The 20,314-nt window shown below is 68.8% G+C and carries 23 protein-coding genes and 1 rRNA gene (1 of these 24 running past the window's edge); 15 read left to right on the top strand and 9 right to left on the bottom strand.

The features are described from left to right. Positions 1-127 precede the first annotated feature (127 nt). Entirely contained in the window at positions 128-943 is an 816-nt protein-coding gene (gene thiD, locus VFU06_04355; GenBank protein HEU5208622.1) for a bifunctional hydroxymethylpyrimidine kinase/phosphomethylpyrimidine kinase, read from the bottom strand. Positions 944-1,045: 102 nt separating this feature from the next. Next, positions 1,046-1,888, bottom strand: a complete 843-nt coding sequence (locus VFU06_04350; protein ID HEU5208621.1) for a M48 family metallopeptidase — start codon at positions 1,886-1,888, stop codon at positions 1,046-1,048. Positions 1,889-1,953: 65 nt separating this feature from the next. Here VFU06_04350 and VFU06_04345 point away from each other — a divergent pair, with 65 nt between their 5' ends. Together VFU06_04345 and VFU06_04340 are read left to right on the top strand one after the other, a co-directional pair. Next, positions 1,954-2,754: an RNA methyltransferase gene (locus tag VFU06_04345; protein ID HEU5208620.1), complete on the top strand. Its 801-nt coding sequence runs from the start codon at positions 1,954-1,956 to the stop codon at positions 2,752-2,754. Then, complete coding sequence (locus VFU06_04340; protein ID HEU5208619.1) at positions 2,751-3,530, top strand: prepilin peptidase; 780 nt, start codon at positions 2,751-2,753, stop codon at positions 3,528-3,530. Before VFU06_04345 ends, VFU06_04340 begins: the two co-directional genes overlap by 4 nt. Before the next feature lie 55 nt (positions 3,531-3,585). On the opposite strand, the gene VFU06_04335 is transcribed toward VFU06_04340, so the two are convergent. The 6 genes from VFU06_04335 to VFU06_04310 are packed head-to-tail and all read right to left on the bottom strand — an operon-like array spanning position 3,586 to position 8,152. Further along, positions 3,586-3,780 carry a hypothetical protein gene (locus VFU06_04335; GenBank protein ID HEU5208618.1) on the bottom strand — a complete coding sequence of 65 codons (195 nt, stop codon included), beginning with the start codon at positions 3,778-3,780 and terminating at the stop codon, positions 3,586-3,588. Next, positions 3,777-4,895, bottom strand: a complete 1,119-nt coding sequence (gene thiO / locus VFU06_04330; protein ID HEU5208617.1) for a glycine oxidase ThiO — start codon at positions 4,893-4,895, stop codon at positions 3,777-3,779. The genes VFU06_04335 and thiO overlap by 4 nt, the downstream gene beginning before the upstream one ends. Further along, positions 4,888-5,439, bottom strand: coding sequence for a gamma carbonic anhydrase family protein (locus tag VFU06_04325; protein HEU5208616.1), 552 nt, complete (start codon positions 5,437-5,439; stop codon positions 4,888-4,890). Before VFU06_04325 ends, thiO begins: the two co-directional genes overlap by 8 nt. Next, entirely contained in the window at positions 5,436-6,734 is a 1,299-nt protein-coding gene (locus VFU06_04320) for a hemolysin family protein (protein HEU5208615.1), read from the bottom strand. Before VFU06_04320 ends, VFU06_04325 begins: the two co-directional genes overlap by 4 nt. A gap of 43 nt (positions 6,735-6,777) precedes the next feature. Then, the gene (locus tag VFU06_04315; protein HEU5208614.1) at positions 6,778-7,797 is read right to left on the bottom strand and encodes a MoxR family ATPase; all 1,020 of its coding nucleotides are present in this window, start codon (positions 7,795-7,797) and stop codon (positions 6,778-6,780) included. Positions 7,798-7,819: 22 nt separating this feature from the next. Next, positions 7,820-8,152, bottom strand: a complete 333-nt coding sequence (locus tag VFU06_04310) for a BsuPI-related putative proteinase inhibitor (protein ID HEU5208613.1) — start codon at positions 8,150-8,152, stop codon at positions 7,820-7,822. A 283-nt stretch (positions 8,153-8,435) separates the two neighbouring features. On the opposite strand from VFU06_04310, the gene VFU06_04305 reads away from it, so the two are divergent. The 12 genes from VFU06_04305 (at position 8,436) to VFU06_04250 (ending at position 18,028) form a co-directional block, all read left to right on the top strand. Continuing rightward, positions 8,436-8,714 (top strand): AtpZ/AtpI family protein, encoded by a 279-nt coding sequence (locus VFU06_04305; GenBank protein ID HEU5208612.1) that lies wholly within the window; start codon positions 8,436-8,438, stop codon positions 8,712-8,714. Next, on the top strand, positions 8,711-9,076 hold the full coding sequence (locus VFU06_04300; protein ID HEU5208611.1) for a hypothetical protein: 366 nt from the start codon (positions 8,711-8,713) through the stop codon (positions 9,074-9,076). The genes VFU06_04305 and VFU06_04300 overlap by 4 nt, the downstream gene beginning before the upstream one ends. Further along, positions 9,073-9,963, top strand: a complete 891-nt coding sequence (atpB, locus tag VFU06_04295) for a F0F1 ATP synthase subunit A (protein ID HEU5208610.1) — start codon at positions 9,073-9,075, stop codon at positions 9,961-9,963. The genes VFU06_04300 and atpB overlap by 4 nt, the downstream gene beginning before the upstream one ends. Before the next feature lie 399 nt (positions 9,964-10,362). Further along, positions 10,363-10,623 (top strand): ATP synthase F0 subunit C, encoded by a 261-nt coding sequence (gene atpE, locus VFU06_04290; GenBank protein HEU5208609.1) that lies wholly within the window; start codon positions 10,363-10,365, stop codon positions 10,621-10,623. A gap of 58 nt (positions 10,624-10,681) precedes the next feature. Then, positions 10,682-11,230 (top strand): F0F1 ATP synthase subunit B, encoded by a 549-nt coding sequence (atpF, locus tag VFU06_04285; GenBank protein ID HEU5208608.1) that lies wholly within the window; start codon positions 10,682-10,684, stop codon positions 11,228-11,230. Further along, on the top strand, positions 11,231-11,788 hold the full coding sequence (gene atpH / locus VFU06_04280; GenBank protein ID HEU5208607.1) for an ATP synthase F1 subunit delta: 558 nt from the start codon (positions 11,231-11,233) through the stop codon (positions 11,786-11,788). It begins immediately after the preceding gene. Between the two features lie 68 nt (positions 11,789-11,856). Then, the gene (gene atpA, locus VFU06_04275) at positions 11,857-13,482 is read left to right on the top strand and encodes a F0F1 ATP synthase subunit alpha (GenBank protein ID HEU5208606.1); all 1,626 of its coding nucleotides are present in this window, start codon (positions 11,857-11,859) and stop codon (positions 13,480-13,482) included. A gap of 12 nt (positions 13,483-13,494) precedes the next feature. Further along, positions 13,495-14,373: an ATP synthase F1 subunit gamma gene (gene atpG / locus VFU06_04270; GenBank protein HEU5208605.1), complete on the top strand. Its 879-nt coding sequence runs from the start codon at positions 13,495-13,497 to the stop codon at positions 14,371-14,373. A 245-nt stretch (positions 14,374-14,618) separates the two neighbouring features. Then, positions 14,619-16,040 carry a F0F1 ATP synthase subunit beta gene (gene atpD / locus VFU06_04265; protein ID HEU5208604.1) on the top strand — a complete coding sequence of 474 codons (1,422 nt, stop codon included), beginning with the start codon at positions 14,619-14,621 and terminating at the stop codon, positions 16,038-16,040. A 2-nt stretch (positions 16,041-16,042) separates the two neighbouring features. Then, on the top strand, positions 16,043-16,306 hold the full coding sequence (locus tag VFU06_04260; protein HEU5208603.1) for a F0F1 ATP synthase subunit epsilon: 264 nt from the start codon (positions 16,043-16,045) through the stop codon (positions 16,304-16,306). 142 nt (positions 16,307-16,448) lie between these two features. Then, positions 16,449-17,111 carry a hypothetical protein gene (locus tag VFU06_04255; protein ID HEU5208602.1) on the top strand — a complete coding sequence of 221 codons (663 nt, stop codon included), beginning with the start codon at positions 16,449-16,451 and terminating at the stop codon, positions 17,109-17,111. Positions 17,112-17,215: 104 nt separating this feature from the next. Then, positions 17,216-18,028 (top strand): PHP domain-containing protein, encoded by an 813-nt coding sequence (locus VFU06_04250; GenBank protein HEU5208601.1) that lies wholly within the window; start codon positions 17,216-17,218, stop codon positions 18,026-18,028. A 135-nt stretch (positions 18,029-18,163) separates the two neighbouring features. Here VFU06_04250 and VFU06_04245 read toward each other — a convergent pair whose 3' ends face one another. Next, a complete protein-coding gene (locus VFU06_04245) occupies positions 18,164-19,384 on the bottom strand; it encodes a class I SAM-dependent rRNA methyltransferase (GenBank protein HEU5208600.1) in 1,221 nt (406 codons plus the stop codon). 439 nt (positions 19,385-19,823) lie between these two features. On the opposite strand from VFU06_04245, the gene VFU06_04240 reads away from it, so the two are divergent. After that, positions 19,824-20,314, top strand: a 23S ribosomal RNA gene (locus tag VFU06_04240); it runs 2,503 nt beyond the window's last position.

Here is a 20,314-nt window from a genome sequence, read left to right as displayed (position 1 = left end):
GCCGAGTTCCAGCGCCTGATACGCGACGAGCAGCCGTGGACAATCATCTACTACTACCCCGACCTCTTCGTCATCAATGAGCGCGTGCGAAATGTGCACATGGACATCCGGGGTGTGTTCACGTCCCTCAAGGACTGGTGGCTCGAGGACGCTGCGCCGGCACGAAGTGATTCAGCGGTGAGCTCCCCGAACCCAGCTGCGGCGCCTGCTGGATAGCGCGGTGCACGTAGTCCAGCGCATCCTCGACCGCGGTGTGCAGCGAGCGGCCGTGCGCGAGTCCCGCCGCAATCGCCGCGGACAGCGTGCAGCCGGTGCCGTGCCCGGCGCTGCCGCGCACGCGCGGGCGGCGCCACTGCGCGAGCGCCGCGCCGTCGAACAGCACGTCGATGACCTCGTCTCCCGGAAGGTGCCCGCCCTTGACGAGCGCGGCGCGGGCACCGCGTTGCACGAGCGCGTGTGCGGCGTCCTCCATCTGCGCGACCGTCTCCACGGGTGCACCGACGAGCAGCGAGGCCTCGTCGAGATTGGGCGTCACGAGCGTGACGAGCGGCAGCAGCCGTTCGGAGATCGCGCGCTCCGCGCCGGCATCGAGCAGGCGATCTCCGCTCGTCGCGATCATCACGGGATCGGCGACGACGTTCTCGAGCCCGTGCGCCTGGATACCATCCGCAACCGCGGTGACGATCTCCGCGGTGGCGAGCATGCCGGTCTTGAGTGCCGCGGGTCGGAGGTCGGTTGCAACGGCATCGAGCTGGGCACGCACGAAGTCGGGTGGCACGGCGTGTACGCCCTGCACGCCCACGGTGTTCTGCGCGGTGAGTGCGGTAATGACGGACGTGCCGAACGTACCGAAGGCGTGGAACGTCTTCAGGTCGGCCTGGATGCCGGCGCCGCCGCCGCTGTCGCTGCCGGCGATGGTCAGTGCAATGGGGATGCTGGTCATGAGCTCGCTCCTGTCGCGCGGGAACGTAGCGCATGCACGGTGCAAAGCAATCGGCCGCGCCCCCGTCAGGGACGCGGCCGTGTCGCACCGGGATCCTCTCCGTCAGCGGCCCGAAACGCGGTACTCCGCGGGCGGCCTCTGGTAGCGCGCCATGCGCGCCTTGAACGTGTTGTACGCAGAGCTGTTCGTCTGCAGCCGGCTGAGCTGCGACGCTGGAATGCGATCGATCCGCGCCCGCGTGTTCGCGATACGGTCCTGCGTGGTCGGGTGCGTGGAGAACCATGTCTCGACACTGCTCGGCGAGCGTCGCTGCTGCTCGAGCAGCTCGTCGAAGAACGTCAGCAGCCCGCGCGGGTTGATGCCCGCCCCCATGAGCAGCGGGATCGCGACCTCGTCGGCCTCGTCCTCGGCACCCCGGCTGTAGCGTGCGAACACGAGGTTGCCGCCGACGCCGATTGCCGCCTGCTCCAGCCCGCTCGGCGCGCGGCCCAGCAGGATGTAGGCGAGGTTCAGGCCGAGGTTGGCGTTCTGGACACGGCTCATCTGCTCGACGCTGTGGCGCTCCTCCACGTGGCCGATCTCATGCGCGAGCACGCCGGCCAGCTCGCTCATGTTGTCGGTCGCTTCGACCAGGCCGCGATTGACGTACACGTAGCCGCCGGGCACCGCGAAGGCGTTTACCTGCTCCGCGTTGACGATGTAGAACCGGTAGGGAATCCGGCGGTCACCCGCTGCCGCGATCTGCCGGCCCAGGTTGTTGATGTACGAGTTGAGCTGCGCGTCGTCGACGATCGGCAGCTGCGCATTGATCTGCGAGGCGTAATCGGCCCCGAGCTGCTGCTCCTGCTGCGTCGAGATGGTGCCGCATGCGGCGAGCGTCGTGGAACCGGCGACAAGGCCGAGCACGGCCGCATGACGGACGCCCCGGAACATTCGCATCTTCATGTCTCGAGCTCCTTGGAAACCAGTGTGGCGTCACGGTTTGCAGGGGCAAGAGGCGTACCGACCGCATGTCGTCGCTGAGCCAGGCCGAGGCGCGCCGCATCCGCGGGCTGCAGACGCGGAAAAACCGTGAGCGGGAAGGGCTTTTCGTCGCGGAAGGCGTGCGCGTCGTCGAGGAGCTGGTCCATTCGGGGCTGGCGCTTCACGAGGTCGTTGCGGCGCCCTCGCTCGAGGACACCCCGCGTGGGCACGCCCTGCTCCAGCGCGCGGCCCGATCGACGCGGGTGGTGCAGGCCACCGACGCCGAGCTGCGGTCGCTGTCCGGGACGGACACGCCGCAGGGCGTGCTGGCGGTCGCGCGCATCCCGCAGCGCACGCTCCAGGACGTCGCGTTCCGATCAGGCGACGCTGAGCCCGGCGCGCGCGCGGTGGTCCTCGTGCTCGACGCCGTGCAGGACCCCGGCAATCTCGGCACACTGATCCGCGCCGGCGACGCGTTCGGCGCGGCGGGCGTGATCGCGCTGCCGGGCACCGTGGATTGCTGGAACCCCAAGGTGGTACGTTCCGCGGCTGGCTCGCTGTTCCGGGTACCGGTGGTCTACGCACCCGCCGGCGCTGTGCGCGACTGGCTCGCTGCGCGTGAGGTCCGTGCGTACGCGGCGGACGCAGGCGGAGAGGACATCGAGCGGATCGCGCCCGCAGCGCGTGCTGCCATCGTCGTCGGCAACGAGGGCGCTGGGCTGTCCGACGAGGCGCGGGCGTTCGCGGATGAGATCGTGGCCATCCGGATGCCGGGGCGGGCCGAATCGCTGAACGTTGCCGTAGCCGCCGGCATCCTGCTGTACGCATTCACCCGACAGGGCTCATGACGACGCTGTTACTCATTTACGCCGGCGTGATCGGTGCCGCAGTCGGCTCCTTTCTGAACGTGTGCATCTATCGCTGGCCGGCGGAGCTGTCGGTGATCCGGCCGCGCTCACGCTGCCCGGGGTGCGAGCGCCCGATCGCGTGGTACGACAACATCCCGATCCTGAGCTGGATCGCGCTGCGCGGACGGTGTCGCCACTGCGGCACCGGCATTTCGGTGCAGTATCCGATCATCGAGGTGGCGACCGCGCTGATCTGGATCGGCTCCGCGGCAGCGCACGGGCCAACGCTGGAAGCACTGCGGGCCGCGCTGTTTCTCACGCTGCTGCTCGGCATTGCGATGACCGATGCGCGCGAGATGGTCATTCCCGACCAGTTCTCCCTCGGCGGCACGGCGATCGGCCTCCTGATCGCCGCCCTGCCCGGCGACTTCCCGTTCCTGCGCGCCCTGCTCGGGGCGCTGACCGGCTACCTGCTGCTCTGGGGAGTCAAGCTCGGGGCGGAAAAGGCGCTCGGTAAGCCCGCCCTGGGTGTCGGCGACATCCACATGATGGCCATGATCGGCGCTTTCACGGGAATCAGCGGTGCGCTGCTCACGGTCTTCCTGGGGTCGCTGTTCGGACTGCTGATCGGCGTGCCGTACACGTGGGTGCGCGGGCGGTTGAGCGCCATGAACACGTACCTGCCGCTCGGTGTGTTTCTCGCGATGGGCGCTGCGGTCACCTACGTGTTCGGCGACGCGATCATTGGCTGGTACATCGAATGGATCAGGGCCTGAGCAAGGCGTACCTCTGCTGCGACGCGCGAGTCCCGCGGCGCGGTGCGCCCGCGCCTCAGGGATCGCTGCAGTCGCGCATGTAACCGCAGTTGTCACAGACGATCTTGCAGCTTCCCGTGTAGTGCATGACAGCGCCGCAGCGCTCGCACACGATCGGCGCGTCGGGATCGAATTCCGGGTCGTAGTCCGCCCGGTTCATGACGTGCGGGTAGAGGTCCGGCACCTCGAAGTCGGGGTCGGCGTCGCTCATGCGAGAGCCGCCCTGGTCGGGCGGAAGGGCGACAGGTCGAACGCCGCATCCTGCCGGGTCACTGCAGCGGCGATCTCGTCGGCGACCAGCGGCGCGAGCAGGATGCCGTTGCGGTACAGGCCCGAGGCGTGGAACAGGCCGGGCAGCCGTTCGTCGGGACCGAGGATCGGCAGTGCGTCCGGCGTGCCGGGCCGATAGCCGGCCCAGGCTTCGAGGACCTGCTGCGTGGACAGCTTCGGCAGGATCCGCTCGGCGGCATGCGACAGCGCCGCGAGCCCGGCCGGCGTCGGGCCGGGTGCAAAGCCGACGTCGTCGACGGTTGCGCCCACCAGCACCCGCCCGTCCGAGCGCGGCACCACGTAGCATCCTTCGCCCCAGACGATGTGCTGGATTTCGAAGCCAGTCACGCGCACGGCGAACATCTCACCGCGGATGGGCCGGACGGGAAGGGGAGTCGGCAGCCCGTCCACCTGCGACGCCCATGCACCGGCGGCGAGGACGATGCAGCGCGCCGAAACGACGCTGCCGTCGCGCAGCTGGACGCCGCAGGCGCCTTCCGCATCGCGACGGACCGACTTCACTTCCGCCTTGCGGAGAAACGCGCCCGCGTCGACCGCAGCGTGCGCAAGCGTCTGTGCGAGTGCGCGCGGATCCGCAGATGCGTCGCCCGGGAAGATCACGGCACCCACGATGTCGGACGTGAGTGCGGGCTCCAGCGAGCGGGCGGCAGCCGGGTCCAGCCAGACCGCCTGGGCGCGCTTGCCGGCAGGACTCGAGGCGAGCCGGCGGAGCCGTTCCGCGGCCGCGGCGTTGGTCGCGATCTGCATGCGCCCGCTGCGCCGCAGCCCTACGGTGCCCGCCCCGATCGCGGTCAGCTCCTGCGCGAAGCTTTCCCATCTTCGCAGCGCCTCCTCGCCGAGCGCAGCGAACGCATCGTCGTGGCTCGTTTCACCCACGGGAGTCAGCATGCCCGCGGCCGCCCAGCTCGCGCCGCGGCCGGGCTCATCGCGCTCGAGGATGAGCACGCGCAGCCCGCGCTGCGCCAGCCGCCACGCGATGCCGCAGCCCGCCACACCGGCGCCGACCACGATCACGTCCGGGCGGCGCTCAGGCATGAGTGTCACCGTCCCCGCCGATGTCCTGGGCGAGGTATTCGCGCGAGAGCTCGACGTAATGCGCCGCGCTGTCCTTTACCCACGCGGCCGACTCTCCCTGCAGCGTCTTGCGCACGCGCGCGGGTGAACCGGCGACCAGCGTGGCAGGCGGGACCTGCAGCCCCGTCGGCACGACGCTGAGTGCGGCGACGAGCGCGCCGGCGCCGATGTGCGCCTCGTGCAGGATCACCGCGTTCATGCCGATCAGAGCGCCGTCCTCGATCGTGCAGCTCTCGAAGACGGCGCCATGGCCGACGGTCACATCGTCGCCGACGATCGTCGGCCCGCGCGCGCTGACGTGCAGCACACAGTTGTCCTGGATGCTGGTCCGCGCCCCGACGCGTATGCCGTTCTGCGGGTGATCGCCGCGCAGCACCGCGCCGAACCAGACACTGGATTCCGGTCCGATCTCGACATCCCCGATCAGCGTCGCGGTCGGCGCAACGAACGCGCTTGGATGCACGCGTGGGGTGCGCCCGTTGAAGGTGATGATCCTGCCGCTCATGCGGAGCGTTCCGCGTCGCCCGTGGCGGACGCGCTGGCGACCGGCGTGCGCACGGCGGACTCACCGGCGCCCGCCCGCCGAAGTCGCGCACGCAGCACCTGTGTCTCCGTCGCTTCGAGCACTTCGATGAGCACGCCGTCGCGCTCCAGCTTTTCGCCGGGCTCCGGGACGCGGCCGAGCGCATCGAGCAGGTAGCCGTTCAGGGAGCGGTGCTCGAGCTGCGGCAGTGCACTGTTGAAGTAGTGGTTGATCTCGCGCAGGTCGGCGTCGCCCATCGCGACGACCTCGGTCCTGGACACGCGAATGATCGATTCCTCGGCGACGTCGAGTTCGTCGTTGATCTCGCCGACCAGCTCCTCGATCACGTCCTCGAGCGTCACGAGCCCGTCCGTGCCGCCGTACTCGTCGACCACGATCGCGATGTGGATGCGGCGGCTCTGGAACTCGCGCAGCAGCCGCGTGAGCGGCAGCGAGCCAGGCACGACGAGCGGCTCGCGTGCCAGTGTCCGGAGCGACACGTCGCGTTGCCCGCCGAGCAGCGCCTGGTACGCGTCGCGCACGTGCAGCACGCCGACCACGTTGTCGATCGTGTCGTCATAGACGGGAACGCGCGAGTAGCGCGTGATGCCGAGCTCCGCCGCGATGTCGCTCAGTCGCAGTGACCCGTCCCACGCGAAGATGTCGACGCGCGGCGTCATGATGTCCCACGCCCTTGTCTCGTCCATCCGGAACGCACGCTCGACCAGTTCGCGCTCGTGCGCAGTGATCGCGCCCTCCGACTGGCCGAGCGCCGTCAACTGCCGGATCTCGGACTCGGTCACGAGTGATGTGCCGCGCTCGCGCCGGTCGGCACGCAGGTTGGCCAGGAAGGCGAACACGCCGAGTACGGGGCCGAGCACCCGCGACACGAACCGCAGCGGCGTCGCAATGGCGAGTGCGAGGCGGGCGCCGTGGTTCACCGCAAATCCGATCGGCAGCAGCTCACCGAAGTACAGCACGGCGAAGGCAGCGCCGCCGACCGCGAGGGCGACGTAGCCGACGTCGAGTGTGCCATAAACGATCAGCGTCGTGAGCGCACCCGCCGCGACGTCGGCGAGTGCGTCGCCCAGTCGCAGCAGCACGAGCACGCGGTCAGGACGCGCGCGGAGCTGCGCGAGCGCGGCGGCGCCCCGTGCACCCTGGTCGGCGAGGGCACGAACGCGTGCTTCCGGCAGTGAGAAGATTGCCAGCTCGGCCGCACTGAGCAGCCCGGAGAACAGGAGCGCGAGGCCGAGGCCGATGATCAGTCCTGCCATCGTGCCCGCCCCGCCTGTCGAGGTCGATCGCCGCTACTTCGGCTTATGTCCATTTCCGACTGAGTTGGAGGAGCTCTTCGACGATGTCGCCCGGCGAACGACCGTCCGCTTCCGCCTGGAATCCGGTCACGACGCGATGCCGCAGCACCGACGGCGCGACCGCGCGCACATCATCGAAGTTCGGGACACCACGTCCCTCCAGCGCTGCACGCGCCTTCGCGCCCAGCACCAGGTACTGGGACGCGCGCGGACCGGCGCCCCAGCTCACGTACCGCCGGATCAGCTCCGGCGCCTGCTCGTCGTCCGGCCGCGTCGCCCGCGCGAGCGCGACCGCGTACTTCACCAGCGAGGGCGCCGCCGGTACGCGACGGACGAGCTGCTGCATCGCGAGCAGCGACTCCGCGCCCAGCACGGGCCGCACCTCGCTGAAGGATGCGCCCGTCGTCTCCATCGCGACACGCTCTTCCTCTTCGCGTGACGGATAGCCGATACGCAGCTCCAGCATGAACCGGTCGAGCTGCGCCTCCGGCAGAGGATAGGTACCCTCCTGCTCGATCGGGTTCTGCGTCGCCAGCACGAAGAACGGACGGTCCAGCGTCATCGTCTCGCCCGCCGCCGTGACCGCACGCTCCTGCATCGCCTGCAGCAGCGCCGCCTGCGTCTTGGGCGGCGTACGGTTGATCTCGTCCGCCAGCACCACGTTGGCGAAGATCGGACCCCGCACGAAACGGAACATCCGCTTGCCCGTCGCGCGGTCCTCCTCCAGGACCTCCGTACCGGTGATGTCCGAGGGCATCAGGTCGGGCGTGAACTGGATCCGGCTGAACTTCAGGTCCAGCGCACTCGCCAGCGTCGACACCAGCAGCGTCTTGGCCAGGCCCGGCACCCCCACGAGCAGGGCGTGGCCATCGGCCAGCAGCGCGATCAGCAGGCCCTCGACGATCGCATGCTGTCCGATCACTCGCCGGCCGATCTCCGCCTCCAGCGTGCTCCGGGCTGCCGCGAGCTCATCCAGCAGCTCGACGTCCTGGTCTCCGAAATCGCGCGCCACCGTCGCTTCCATGTCTGCCTCCACCCCCGCGCGGCTAGCGAACCTCGAAGGGAACCGCGATCTGCACCGGATGACTCGTGCTCACCAGCCGGGCCACCGCCTCGTACTGCCCCGGCGCCGCCGGCGACCATGCCCCCTCGTACGACCGCTCGCCGCCCGCCTCCAGCGTCTCGCTTCCGGTCACCTGCGCAAACGACCGCGCCGCCGACCACATCCACACCGTCTCCCCGGCAGAATCGCGCACCCAGAAGTCCGCACGCTGTGAGGAGGGGAAGTCCAGGACCAGCGGAGTGTCGAGCGCGCTCATGACGTGCAGCACCATGTGCACCGAGTCGCCCTCCACGCTCACGTTCAGGGACGGAATCATCGACTGGGAGGGAACGTCCGCCGCAGGCGGCGCCGCCGGCGCACACCCGCACAGCAAAGCAAGCATCACCGCAACCGCGCGTCCGCGCACATGGCCTCCAGTCGCAGAAAAAGGCGCCGCGCGGCCGCCGCGGCGGCGCGCCAGCGCCCTCTGGAATCCCCGTTCCGGGTGCAGGCGATGCAACATAGAGACCGCACCGGAGGGGGTCAATGGGAGTCGCTTGCGAAATTTTTCACAAGCGGGTATCCTTCCGCGCTGTTTGTGACCGGCCGGAGGCGCGAGAGTGACGCGACCGACACGGGAAAAGCCGAGCCAGGCGGCGGAAGCGAGCCGGTATCTGGGCGTAGGCATGACGTGGGCGCTGTCGACAGCGCTCTTCCTCTGGCTGGGGACCCTGGCGGATGGCCGCTGGGATACGGAGCCGATATTCACGCTGCTGGGGGCCGCAATCGGTGCGGCAGCGGGATTCTATTACATGTACCACCATCTCGTGACGATGCCCGAGCAGGCGCGCAAGCGCCGCGCGGAGCAGCAGGACGAGGAGCCCGGAGCGGGGCAGTGATGCGGGCCTGGGGCGCATACGCGCTGACGGCGCTTGGCGTAACGGCGCTGGCGGCTGCACTGACGGCGTGGCTGGTCGATGCGCCGTCGGAGGCCGTCTGGGTCGGTGCGGGTGTCGCACTGCTCGTGCAGCTGGCTGCGTTCGGCGCGCTGGTCGCATTGCGCGACCGGGGCACGCTGTTCCTGGTCGGCTGGCTGGGGGGCATGCTGCTGCGCTTCGGGGCGGTGGGCGTGATGGCGGTGTGGCTGAGCCGGACGGATGCGCTGCCGCAGGCGGCGGCGCTGGTCAGCCTGGTCGGATTCGTATTCCTTCTGCTTCTGCTCGAACCTGTCTTCCTGCGCCGGAAGCTGACCCTGTCATGATGGGCAAGTTCATGCCGTTGCTGGCCGCCGCGTCCGAGGGCGGCGAGTTCGACATCAAGGAGATGATTCTCCACCACCTGGCGGATTCCAACACGTGGGAAACGCCGTTCGGTGTGGTTCATCTGCCGCAGTTCGCGCCCGTGCAGATCGGGCCGATCTCGCTGGACTTCTCGATCACCAAGCACGTGCTGTTCATGATGATCGCGGCGGTGCTGGTGGCCGTGCTGCTGATCCTGGCGGGCCGGGATGCGGCGCGCGAGCATCGTGCGGGCGCGGAGCGCGGCCCGAAGGGCGCGGCCAACGTCGTGGAGGCGTTCGTGCTCTACCTGCGCGACGAGGTAGCGCTGAAGAACATCGGCCACGGCGGCGAGCGCTACGTGCCGTACGTGATCACGGTGTTCTTCTTCATCCTGTTCTGCAACCTGCTCGGCCTGCTGCCCTGGGGCGCGAGCCCGACCGGCAACATCTCGGTCACGGCGACGCTGGCGGTGATGACGTTCATCGTGGTCGAGGTCGCGGGCATGAAGGCGCTGGGCTTCAAGGGCTACATGAGCACGATCTTCTACGTGCCGCACGGCCTGCCGAAGCCGCTCGTGCCGATCATGCTGATCATCATGACGCCGGTCGAGTTCCTGGGTAAGCTGACCAAGCCGTTCGCACTGGCGATCCGTCTGTACGCGAACATGACGGCGGGCCACGCGGTGGTGCTCGCGCTCACGGGGCTGCTCGTGCTGGCGGGCATGGCGAACGCGCTGTTCGTCGCGCCGGCGCCGATCCTGATGGCGGTCGCGATCATGATCCTCGAGGTGTTCGTCGCACTGCTGCAGGCGTACATCTTTGCGATGCTGACGGCGGTATTCATCGGGTTGATCCGGCACGCGCACTGAACGGCGAAGGCGGGCCCGGGGGCCTGGGCCCTGGGCTCGGCCCCTGTGGTAACAGCGGGCGACGGGCCGTGGGTGACGGGTGGTGGGTGATGGACATGTCGGGTTGAACGGCGGGTGATGGGCGGAGGGCGCCCGGCTGTTGCGCCCCGGCCCAGGGCCCCGGGCCCCGGGCCCCGGCCCGCAGTTCAAAAACAGGGAGCGCACCCCCACGCGGTGCGCCTTCGACCCTCCGCACTCCACGGGCGGTCGTCGTAACGTAGCCGGGCGGGTGTCCGGCGAGAGCCGCGGGTCCTGCGGGACCGGGAAGCGGTGACGGGAGGGCGTGGCGGACGGGGCCGCAGCGCGCGACCGATGGAGTGAAATGATCGAGACACCCCGCATGTGAGTGGAGACAGACAGATGCTGGCACTTCTGCAGGATGTGGCGAACGCCGCCAACGAGGCTTCGGCGATCGGCTGGAGCAACCTCGGCAAGGCGCTGGGTGCGGGCCTGACGGTGGTGGGCGCGGCGATCGGCATCGGCCGCATCGGCGGTGCGATGACGGAGAGCATGGCGCGTCAGCCGGAGATCGCGGGCAACATCCAGACGGCGGCGATCATTCTGGCGGCACTGATCGAGGGTGCCGCGCTGTTCGCACTGGTCATCGCGTTCCTGATCTGACGAACACGACGGTGGCGGCCGCGGCGGGTGCCGCGGTCGCAGCCGGCGAGGAGAGGGCATGTACCTTTTTCTGATTGCGGCGGCAGAAGGCGAAGCGCCGAACGTGTTCAATCTGACACAGAACGTGTCATTCTGGACGCTGGTGATCTTCCTGCTGCTGCTGGGCGTGCTGCTGAAGTTCGCGTTCCCGCCGATTCTCGGGTATGCGGCGGCGCGCGAGGAGCGGATCCAGAAGCAGCTGGACGATGCGCGTACGCAGCGTGAGGAGGCGGAGCAGCTGCTGGCGCAGCAGCGCGAGCAGCTGGCGCAGGCCCGCACGGAGGCGCAGCAGGTGATCGCCGAGGGCAAGCAGGCAGCGGAGCGCGTGCGCCAGGAGCTGCTGGACAAGGCGCGGCAGGAGCAGCAGGAGCTGGTCGAGCGCGCCAAGGCGGAGATCCAGCGCGAGCGTGAGCGTGCGGTCGAGGACGTCCGCCGCGAGGCGGTGGAGCTGGCGATCGCGGCGGCGGCGAAGCTGGTCGGCACCCGTGTCGATGCGGAGACGGACCGTCGCATCGTGAACGAGTACCTGCAGGGCATCGGCTCGCGGGACACGGCGGGAGTGGCGTAAGTGCGGGACACGACGATCGCGCGCAGCTATGCCGAGGCGCTGTTCGCGCTGGGCGAGAAGCATGGCCGGCACGAGGCGTTCGCCTCGGGGCTGCAGACCGTGGATGCGCTGCTCGAGTCGGACCGCCGCGTCGGGCTCTTCCTGCAGACGCCCAAGATCGAGGCGACGGTCAAGAAGCAGGCGCTGCGCGACGCGCTCGGCAGTCGGATCGATCCGCTGCTGATGAACTTCGTCCAGGTCGTGATCGACAAGCGGCGCCAGCGGCTGCTGCAGGCGATCGCGCGCGAGTACCGCCTGCTGCTGGACGAGAAGCTGGGCCGCCTGAACGTGGACGTGACGCTGGCGCGCCAGCCGGATGCCGCGGAGCTGCGCGAGATCGCGGATCAGCTCTCACGCGCGCTGGAGTCGAAGGTCATTCCGCACGTGCGCGTGAACGAGGACATCCTGGGCGGCATCGTGGTGCGCTACAAGGATCGTGTGATCGACGGCTCGCTGCGCCGGCGCCTGAACGCGCTGCGTGGCCGGCTGCTGCAGACCAAGACGGTGGCGAGCGCCTGAGCGGGAGCCGGGCGCCAGTACAATAGAGATCACGCCGCACCGCCGGGTGCGGCCAGAACGACGGAACCATGGCGAGCAACGAGGCGCACCTGCGCGCGAGTGAAATCAAGGACGTCCTCCTGCGCGAGATCGAGCGCTACGAGGAGGACCTGCAGGTCGAGGAAGTGGGCGAGGTCCTGGAGGTGAAGGACGGCGTCGCCCGCATCTACGGTCTGACGAACGCGATGGCGAGCGAGATGCTCGAGATCACGTCGTCGGAGACCGGCGACGCGGTGACGGCCCTCGCGCTCAACCTGGAAGAGGACAACATCGGCGCGGTCGTCATGGGTGACTGGACGTCGCTGCACGAGGGTGACGTCGTACGCCGCACGGGCCGCGTGCTCGACTTGCCGGTCGGTGCGGGCTACCTCGGCCGCGTGGTTGATTCGCTCGGCAACCCGATCGATGGCCGTGGCGAGATCCCGGCCGAGGACCGCCGCTACATCGACATCGTCGCGCCGGGTATCGTCGCACGGCAGCCGGTGAAGGAGCCGCTGCAGACGGGCATCAAGGCGATCGACTCGATGATCCCGATCGGCCGCGGCCAGCGCGAGCTGATCATCGGCGACCGCGGCACCGGCAAGACGGCAGTCGCGCTCGACACGATCATCAACCAGAAGGGCGGCGACGTCATCTGCGTGTACTGCGCGATCGGTCAGCGCGCGGGCAAGGTGGCGAGCGTCGTCGAGGCGCTGCGCGACGCGGGCGCGATGGACTACACGATCGTCGTCGCGGCGAACGCGTCCGACCCGGCGCCGATGCAGTACATCGCGCCCTACGCGGCGACAGCGATTGCCGAGCATTTCATGTGGCAGGGCAAGCACACGCTGGTGATCTACGACGACCTGTCGAAGCAGGCGACGGCGTACCGCCAGATCTCGCTGGTGCTGCGTCGTCCGCCCGGCCGCGAGGCGTACCCGGGCGACGTCTTCTATCTGCACTCGCGCCTGCTCGAGCGCGCGGCCAAGCTGTCGGAGGAGAACGGCGGCGGCTCGCTGACCGCGCTGCCGATCATCGAGACGCAGGCCGGCGACGTGTCGGCGTACATTCCGACCAACGTGATCTCGATCACGGACGGGCAGATCTTCCTCGAGAGCGACCTGTTCTACTCGGGCGTGCGGCCGGCGGTGAACGCCGGTATCTCGGTCTCGCGCGTCGGTGGCGCTGCGCAGACCAAGGCGATGCGCTCGGTTGCCGGCAAGCTGCGCCTCGAGCTCGCGCAGTTCCGCGACGTCGAGGCGTTCGCGCAGTTCGGCTCGGACCTCGACCCCGCGACGCAGAAGCAGCTTTCGCGCGGTCAGCGCCTGGTCGAGATCCTGAAGCAGCCGCAGTACCAGCCGCTGCCGATGGCGGAGCAGGTCGCGATCATCTGGGCGGCCACCAACGGCCACCTCGATGACGTGCCGGTCGAGCGCGTGCGCGCGTTCGAGCGCGAGTTCATGGAGTTCCTGCGCACGCAGCGCCCGCAGATCCTGCAGACGATCACGGACACGAAGAAGGTGGACGACGACGTGCTGCGGCAGCTCACGGACGCCGTGGGCGCGTTCAAGCAGCAGTTCGGCGCGCAGCAGGCGGCGCCGCAGCCGCGCAGTGAGCGCGCGCCGGCAGAGCGTGCGAACACCGACATGTCGACTGCGGCCGCACCGGTCGCGTAAGGAGCCCGAGTCGTGTCGCAGACCCGCGAGCTGAAGCGCCGGATCCGCTCGGTCGGCAAGACGCGCCAGATCACGCGGACGATGGAGATGGTGTCCACGTCCAAGCTGAAGCGCGCCACCGACCGCGTGCACGCCGCGCGCCCCTACGCCGAGCGACTCGCCGGCGTGATCGGCCGGCTGGTCGATCCGGAATTGAAGGAGCGCTACCCGCTGCTGCGCCAGCCCGAAACGGTGCGGCGCGCGGCCGTCGTGCTGATCACGTCGAACCGCGGCCTGGCCGGTGCGTTCAACGCGAACCTGATCAAGGAAGCGCGCGGCCTGATGGACCGGCTGCGCCGGAGCGGTGTCGAGACCGAGCTGCACACCGTCGGCAAGAAGGGCGCTGCCTTCTTCCGCTTCAAGCGCCAGGAGATCGCGCGCGACCTGAGCGACATCGGCGACAGCCCTACGTCCGACGATGCCGGTGAAGTGATCGAGCCGCTGCGCGAGCGCTTCGAACGCGGTGAGCTGGACGAGGTGTACGTCGTGTATGCGCAATTCCGCTCGGCGCTCTCCACGCCACCGGCCACGATGAAGCTGCTGCCGGTGCAGGCGTCATCGAAGGACGGGGAGGAAGTCGCCGGCGGGCGCGTGCTCAACTACGAGCTGTCGCCTTCGGCCGACGAGATCCTCGGCCGGCTGCTGCCGCTCTACGTGCGCAACAGCATGTACCGCGCACTGGTCGAGACCGCGGCCGCGGAGCACGGCGCACGCCGGACGGCCATGAAGAACGCGACGGACAACGCGGGCGACATGCTGGACCGGCTGTCGCGGACGTACAACCGCGCGCGCCAGGCGCAGATCACGCAGGAGATCGCGGAGATCGTGGGCGGGGCGGCGGCGCTGGAGTAGATCGGAATCGAACGGCGGGCCCGGGGCCCTGGGCCGGGGCCGGGGCCGGGATTACAGACGGGTATACGGCGGGTTACGCGCATCCCGCCCGGGTTGTAAGGCGGACCGGCCTGTAGCACGCAGGCGAAGAACACAGCGGGACCCCCCGGGCCCAGGCCCCGGGCCCCGGGCCCCGGCCCGCAGCAGGAAAAATGTGAGAGCGCGGCGACAACCGAACCGCCGCAAACGTGGAGATAGAGAAAGCAATGGCAAACGCAACTGGCCGCGTCGTACAGGTCATCGGCCCCGTGGTCGACGTCGAGTTCGACGAGAAGCTGCCGGAGATCTACAACGCGCTCGAGATCGACGCGCCGGGCGAGAACGGCGGGCTGGCGGTTCACCTGGTGGCCGAGGTGCAGCAGCACATCGGGCGCAACCAGGTGCGCGCGGTCGCAATGTCGTCGACGGACGGTGTGCGTCGTGGCATGGAGGTGCGCGACACGGGCTCGGCGATCTCGGTGCCGGTGGGCGAGGCGCCGCTGGGCCGGATCCTGAACGTGCTCGGCAACCCGGTGGACGACGGTGAGCCGATCCCGGCGACTGCCGAGCGCTGGCCGATCCACCGTGAGGCGCCGAAGTTCACGGAGCTCGAGCCGAAGACGGAGATCTTCGAGACGGGCATCAAGGTCATCGACCTGATCGCGCCGTACGTGAAGGGCGGCAAGACGGGACTGTTCGGCGGCGCGGGCGTCGGCAAGACCGTCGTCATCATGGAGCTCATCAACAACATCGCGATGCAGCACGGCGGCCGCTCGGTGTTCTGCGGCGTCGGCGAGCGGACGCGCGAGGGGAACGACCTGTTCCTCGAGATGAGCGAGTCGGGCGTTCTGCCGAACGTGGCGCTGGTCTACGGCCAGATGAACGAGCCGCCGGGTGCGCGCCAGCGCGTCGGCCTGTCCGGCCTCACGATCGCCGAGTACTTCCGCGACGTCGAGAAGCAGGACGTGCTGCTCTTCATCGACAACATCTTCCGCTTCACGCAGGCGGGCTCGGAGGTGTCGGCGCTGCTCGGCCGCATGCCGTCGGCCGTGGGCTACCAGCCGACGCTCGGCACGGAGATGGGCGGGCTGCAGGAGCGGATCACCTCGACGCGCGACGGCTCGATCACGTCGGTGCAGGCGATCTACGTGCCGGCCGACGACCTGACCGACCCGGCGCCGGCTACGGCGTTCGCGCACCTGGACGCGACGACGGTGCTCACGCGCGCACTGACCGAGATCGGCATCTACCCGGCCGTGGACCCGCTCGACTCGACGTCGCGCATCCTGGACCCGCAGTACATCGGCGAGCGTCACTACAAGGTCGCGACCGAGGTGCAGCGGATCCTGCAGCGCTACAAGGAGCTGCAGGACATCATCGCGATTCTCGGCATGGACGAACTGTCGGAGGACGACAAGATCCTGGTCGGCCGCGCACGCCGCATCCAGCGTTTCCTCTCGCAGCCGTTCTTCGTGGCATCGCAGTTCACCGGCCGCGAGGGCAAGTACGTCAAGCTGTCCGACACGATCGAGTCGTTCGAGCGTGTCGTGTCCGGTGAGTTCGACCACCTGCCCGAGCAGGCGTTCTACATGGTCGGCGGCATCGAGGACGTGATCGAGAATGCGAAGTCCATGGCGGCGAGCGTCTGATCATGGCAAACGAGCTGACCGTCTCGGTCATCAGTCCCGAGCGGACCGTGTACGAGGGCAACGCCGAAATGGTCGTTGCCCCCGCATGGGACGGCGAGATCGGCATCCTGCGCGGTCACGCCCCGCTCGTGATCCTGCTCGGCGACGGCGAGCTGCGCGTGCAGACGGGTGGCAGCGTCCAGCGCTTCCATGTCTCGGGCGGCTTCATGCAGGTGGCCGACGACGTCGTGACCGTGCTGAGCGAAAGCGCTTCGACGACGGCCTGATCACAGGACTGCTGGATCATTCGAGCGCCGGTGACCTCCAGTCGCCGGCGCTCGTCTTTGTGCTGGCCCCGTCTGTCACCGGGGCGGGCAGTGTTCTTGCGTAGGCTGCGCGCGCCCCGTCGTAACCAAGGAGAATCGAGACATGCGCAACAGTGTCAGCACCTTCTTCCTTCTGCTCGGCGTCAGCGCCGCACCCGTCGCGGGCCAGGCGTGGGACTCGCCCTCGTTCTTTGCACCGCGGCCCGGCGAGGACATCGGCGTGTTCGTCACCGTGCCGGAGGAGGAGTTCGGCGATGTCGGTGTGCAGGCGATCTGGAGGCAGGAAGGCAACCTGAACCTCGGTGTCCGGGGCGGGTTCGGCGGTCCGTCGGACAACCGCAGCATCCTGCTGGGAGCGGAGTTCTACGGCGACCTGCCGATCGGTGGGACCTACCCGATCAACGCGAGCTGGATCCTGGGCCTGGGCGCCGGCTTCGACGATGACATCACAGCGCTCCGGGTGCCGCTCGGGATCAGCATCGGTACCTACCTCGGCCAGGGTGCCATGCGGATCCAGCCGTACGTGCACCCGCGCGTCGCCTTCGACCTCGTCGCCATCGAGATCGGCGATGAGGAGGAGACGGAAACCGACTTCAGCTTCGCAATCGACATCGGCGCGGACCTCGACCTGTCCGAGTCCTGGGCGGTCAAGGCGGGCTACAGCTTCGCCTTCGGCCCGGACTTCGACACGACGTTCGACTTCTATCCGAACACCTTCGGCGCCGGCATCGTCTACCGCATGCCGCGCCGCGTCCGCTCCAACTGAGCCGGTTCCCGTTATCACGCGGGCGCCGCGGCATTCTGTGCCGTGGCGCCCGCAACTATATTCCGGGCTGTCCAGTTCGCATCCCTGAAGCAGGAACCCGCTCCGTGCGCATCGATCTGCACCTTCATTCCACCGCGTCGGACGGCGCTCTCTCTCCGGGCGCGCTCGTGCGCGCAGCCGAAGCGGGCGGGTTGGACATCATCGCGATCACCGACCACGACACGACGGGCGGCGTAGCGGCCGCGCGCGCAGCGCAGTCGACGCGCGTCCACGTCATTGCGGGTATCGAGGTGTCCACGTCGCTGGATGCGAACGAGGTCCACATTCTCGGCTACTTCGTCGATCCGACCCATCCGCGACTGGTCGAGTATTCCGGCCGCGCCGCCACCTGGCGGCGCGAGCGCATGCGACAGATGATCGGCCGCCTCGACGAGATCGGGGTCCGCATCGCCTACGACGACGTCCTCGCCGTCGCGGGCGTGTCTGCCGAGTCACTGGGCCGACCGCACCTTGCGCGCGCACTCATGCAGCGCGGGTACGTGCAGTCGCACGCGGAAGCATTCGACCGCTACATCGGCAACGACGCGCCGGCCTTTCTGCCCGCGCAGCTGCTCGATCCGCAGGGCGCCATCGAGCTCATCCACGACGCGGGAGGCATCGCCGTGTGGGCACACCCGCGTCCCGACCGCTTCGAGCCCGACCTGCCACGTCTCATCGCCCTGGGCCTGGACGGCGTGGAGTGCTTCCGTCCGCGCGTCACTGCATCCGATGCGCTGCGCATGGAGAGCGTCGCGCGCCAGGCAGGACTGCTCGTGACCGGCGGGTCCGACTGGCATGGCGAGTGGCACGGCCGGCTCGGAGAGTACGCCGTCAGCCGCGAGGAAGTCGGAGCATTGCTCGATCGCGGCGGAATCTGAACGGAATGGGCCAGGGCCCGGGGCCAGGGCGGCGCCGGTGCTGTGCTTCACTCCCTGTTCGCATCGCGGGTGAACCAGTGCTCGATCATCTCCGTCGCGCTGAGCTCGCCTTCGTGACGCCGTGACCGTGGGTCGCTAGTCCACTGCCTGAAGCACCGCCCCCTTCAGATAGGAACTCTCCGGTACCTGCACGATCACCGGGTGATCCGCAGCCTGACCGCGCGCCTCGATCCAGCGCATGGGCCGGCCGGCGTCGGCTGCGGCGGCCTCCAGCATTGAACGGAACGCTGGCTCGCTCACGTGGTGCGAGCAGGTGAACGTGAGCAGGCGCCCGCCGGGCGAGAGCAGTCGCATCGCTCGGAGGTTGATCTCCTTGTAGCCACGCAGCGCACGCTCGACGGCGTCCTTTCGCTTCGCGAAGGCAGGTGGGTCCAGGACAATGGTGTCGTACGCTTCGCGGGCAGCTTCCTGCGTGCGCAGGAAGTCGAACACGTTGGCTTCGACGAATCGCATGCGACCGCCGCGCGTGCCGGGCGACTCGATCCCGTTGTCCTCCGCGATGGCGAAACCGTTGCGCACCGCATTCTCGCGCGCACGCTGCAGTGCATCTACCGACGAGTCGACCGCTGTGACCTCGTCTGCGTTCGTCGCGACGTGCAGGGCGAATGAGCCGTGGTACGAGAAGCAGTCGAGTGCGCGGCCGCGCGCCAGCTCACCGGCACGTGCGCGGTTCTCGCGCTGGTCCAGGAAGGCGCCCGTCTTCTGGCCGGTCCAGGGAGCGGCGAGGTATGCGACGTCGTTCTCACGCACCTCCACCTCCTCGGGGACGGTGCCGTGCAGCAGCTCGATCGAGCGCGGCAGCCGCTCATGGTCGCGGACCGGCACGTCGTTGCGCGCGAGGATGCCCGTGGCGCCCGTCAGCTCGCGCAGCGCCGCCACGATCGCATCGCGATGCCGCTCCAGGCCCGCAGACAGCAGCTGCACGACGAGCCACTCGTCGTAACGATCCACGACCAGCGACGGGAGCCCGTCGCCCTCACCATGCACGAGACGGTACGCGTTGGCACGCGGCGCGAGTTCCTCCCGGTACGCGACGGCGGCGCCGATCCGCTCATGCCAGAAGGCCTCGTCGATTGCGCGCTCGTGGTGCGTCAGCATGCGCAGCGAGATCGTCGAGGTCGGACTCCAGAGCGCCATCCCGATCGGCGCATTGCGCTCGTCGATGACGAGCACGTGACCGGCCTCCGCGCGCGGCGGCTCGATCACGTCGCTGCGGTAGATCCACGGGTGCTGCCGCTCGCGCCAGCGAGCGGCGCCGCGCCGGTTCACGCGGGCTGTCGGTGCTGCAATCGTCATCGTTGTCGGTTCGCTTTCTCCACCCGCGGCTCCAGGTTCACGTGGCGCGTTCGTCATCGTTCCGGCCGGGCTGCCGCTGTTCAACATGCGTGCGAAATGGCTCCGCGTCGCACCGGCAGTGCTGCTGTTGCCGGCCTGCGCAGTCTGCACGACGCACGCGTTCGGCATGCGCTCCGCGCGGTGGCGCCAGGCCGCCGCTGCCTCCCGGTTTCGAGGGGCGGCAGGGGACTTGACGCCGGTGCCGCGTTTAGTATCTTTCTCTGCTCGCCGCGACACAAATGCGGCGGACAGCTGTTTGACAATTCGGGTGAAGTGGAAGCAAGCACCTAGGGTAGATAGAACGTGGTGTGGCTGGTTCTGGTGTGTGGTCCGGGTTCTGGCTGTGGGTCTGTTCTTCGGAGCGGGGCTGCGGGTGGGGGCCGGGTCACTGGACGGAACTGGTCAAGCGCAGTAAGGGCGCACGGAGGATGCCTAGGCGCGGACAGGCGATGAAGGACGTGGCAAGCTGCGATAAGCCGTGGGGAGGAGCACGCATCCCGTGATCCACGGATGTCCGAATGGGGCAACCCAGCGGGTGTCATGACCCGTTACTCCCTTTGGGGAGAGCCAACGCAGGGAACTGAAACATCTAAGTACCTGCAGGAAGAGAAATCAAACGAGATTCCCCAAGTAGCGGCGAGCGAACGGGGAAGAGCCCAAACCGGCGTCTTTCGAGGGGCCGGGGTTGTGGGGCCCATGCGGGGTTAGTCCCGCATCCACACATGCGTGAGCCGAAGCGGCCTGGAACGGCCCGCCGCAGCAGGTGAGAGCCCTGTAGGCGAAGCGTGATGGTGGGTGTGGCATGGGTACCCGAGTAGGTCGGGGGCACCGAGGAGCCCTGACTGAAGCTGGGGGGACCACCCTCCAAGGCTAAAGACTCGTCCGCGACCG

It is taken from the genome of Longimicrobiales bacterium (assembly GCA_035764935.1).
Taxonomy (GTDB): Bacteria; Gemmatimonadota; Gemmatimonadetes; order Longimicrobiales; family RSA9; genus DASTYK01.
The sequence above is the reverse complement of the archived record's forward strand: the minus strand, read 5'-3'. Positions and strand labels throughout refer to the sequence as shown.

Bases quoted from the DNA above. Each gene is read 5' to 3' on its own strand.
- VFU06_04260 (HEU5208603.1), top strand. From the start codon at position 16,043: ATGGCAAACGAGCTGACCGTCTCGGTCATCAGTCCCGAGCGGACCGTG.
- atpF (HEU5208608.1), top strand. From the start codon at position 10,682: ATGTACCTTTTTCTGATTGCGGCGGCAGAAGGCGAAGCGCCGAACGTG.
- atpD (HEU5208604.1), top strand. From the start codon at position 14,619: ATGGCAAACGCAACTGGCCGCGTCGTACAGGTCATCGGCCCCGTGGTC.
- VFU06_04340 (HEU5208619.1), top strand. From the start codon at position 2,751: ATGACGACGCTGTTACTCATTTACGCCGGCGTGATCGGTGCCGCAGTC.
- thiO (HEU5208617.1), bottom strand. From the start codon at position 4,895: ATGCCTGAGCGCCGCCCGGACGTGATCGTGGTCGGCGCCGGTGTGGCG.
- VFU06_04335 (HEU5208618.1), bottom strand. From the start codon at position 3,780: ATGAGCGACGCCGACCCCGACTTCGAGGTGCCGGACCTCTACCCGCAC.
- VFU06_04345 (HEU5208620.1), top strand. From the start codon at position 1,954: ATGTCGTCGCTGAGCCAGGCCGAGGCGCGCCGCATCCGCGGGCTGCAG.
- VFU06_04325 (HEU5208616.1), bottom strand. From the start codon at position 5,439: ATGAGCGGCAGGATCATCACCTTCAACGGGCGCACCCCACGCGTGCAT.
- atpB (HEU5208610.1), top strand. From the start codon at position 9,073: ATGATGGGCAAGTTCATGCCGTTGCTGGCCGCCGCGTCCGAGGGCGGC.
- atpE (HEU5208609.1), top strand. From the start codon at position 10,363: ATGCTGGCACTTCTGCAGGATGTGGCGAACGCCGCCAACGAGGCTTCG.
- VFU06_04255 (HEU5208602.1), top strand. From the start codon at position 16,449: ATGCGCAACAGTGTCAGCACCTTCTTCCTTCTGCTCGGCGTCAGCGCC.
- VFU06_04350 (HEU5208621.1), bottom strand. From the start codon at position 1,888: ATGAAGATGCGAATGTTCCGGGGCGTCCGTCATGCGGCCGTGCTCGGC.
- thiD (HEU5208622.1), bottom strand. From the start codon at position 943: ATGACCAGCATCCCCATTGCACTGACCATCGCCGGCAGCGACAGCGGC.
- atpA (HEU5208606.1), top strand. From the start codon at position 11,857: ATGGCGAGCAACGAGGCGCACCTGCGCGCGAGTGAAATCAAGGACGTC.
- VFU06_04310 (HEU5208613.1), bottom strand. From the start codon at position 8,152: ATGATTCCGTCCCTGAACGTGAGCGTGGAGGGCGACTCGGTGCACATG.
- VFU06_04245 (HEU5208600.1), bottom strand. From the start codon at position 19,384: ATGACGATTGCAGCACCGACAGCCCGCGTGAACCGGCGCGGCGCCGCT.
- VFU06_04320 (HEU5208615.1), bottom strand. From the start codon at position 6,734: ATGGCAGGACTGATCATCGGCCTCGGCCTCGCGCTCCTGTTCTCCGGG.
- VFU06_04315 (HEU5208614.1), bottom strand. From the start codon at position 7,797: ATGGAAGCGACGGTGGCGCGCGATTTCGGAGACCAGGACGTCGAGCTG.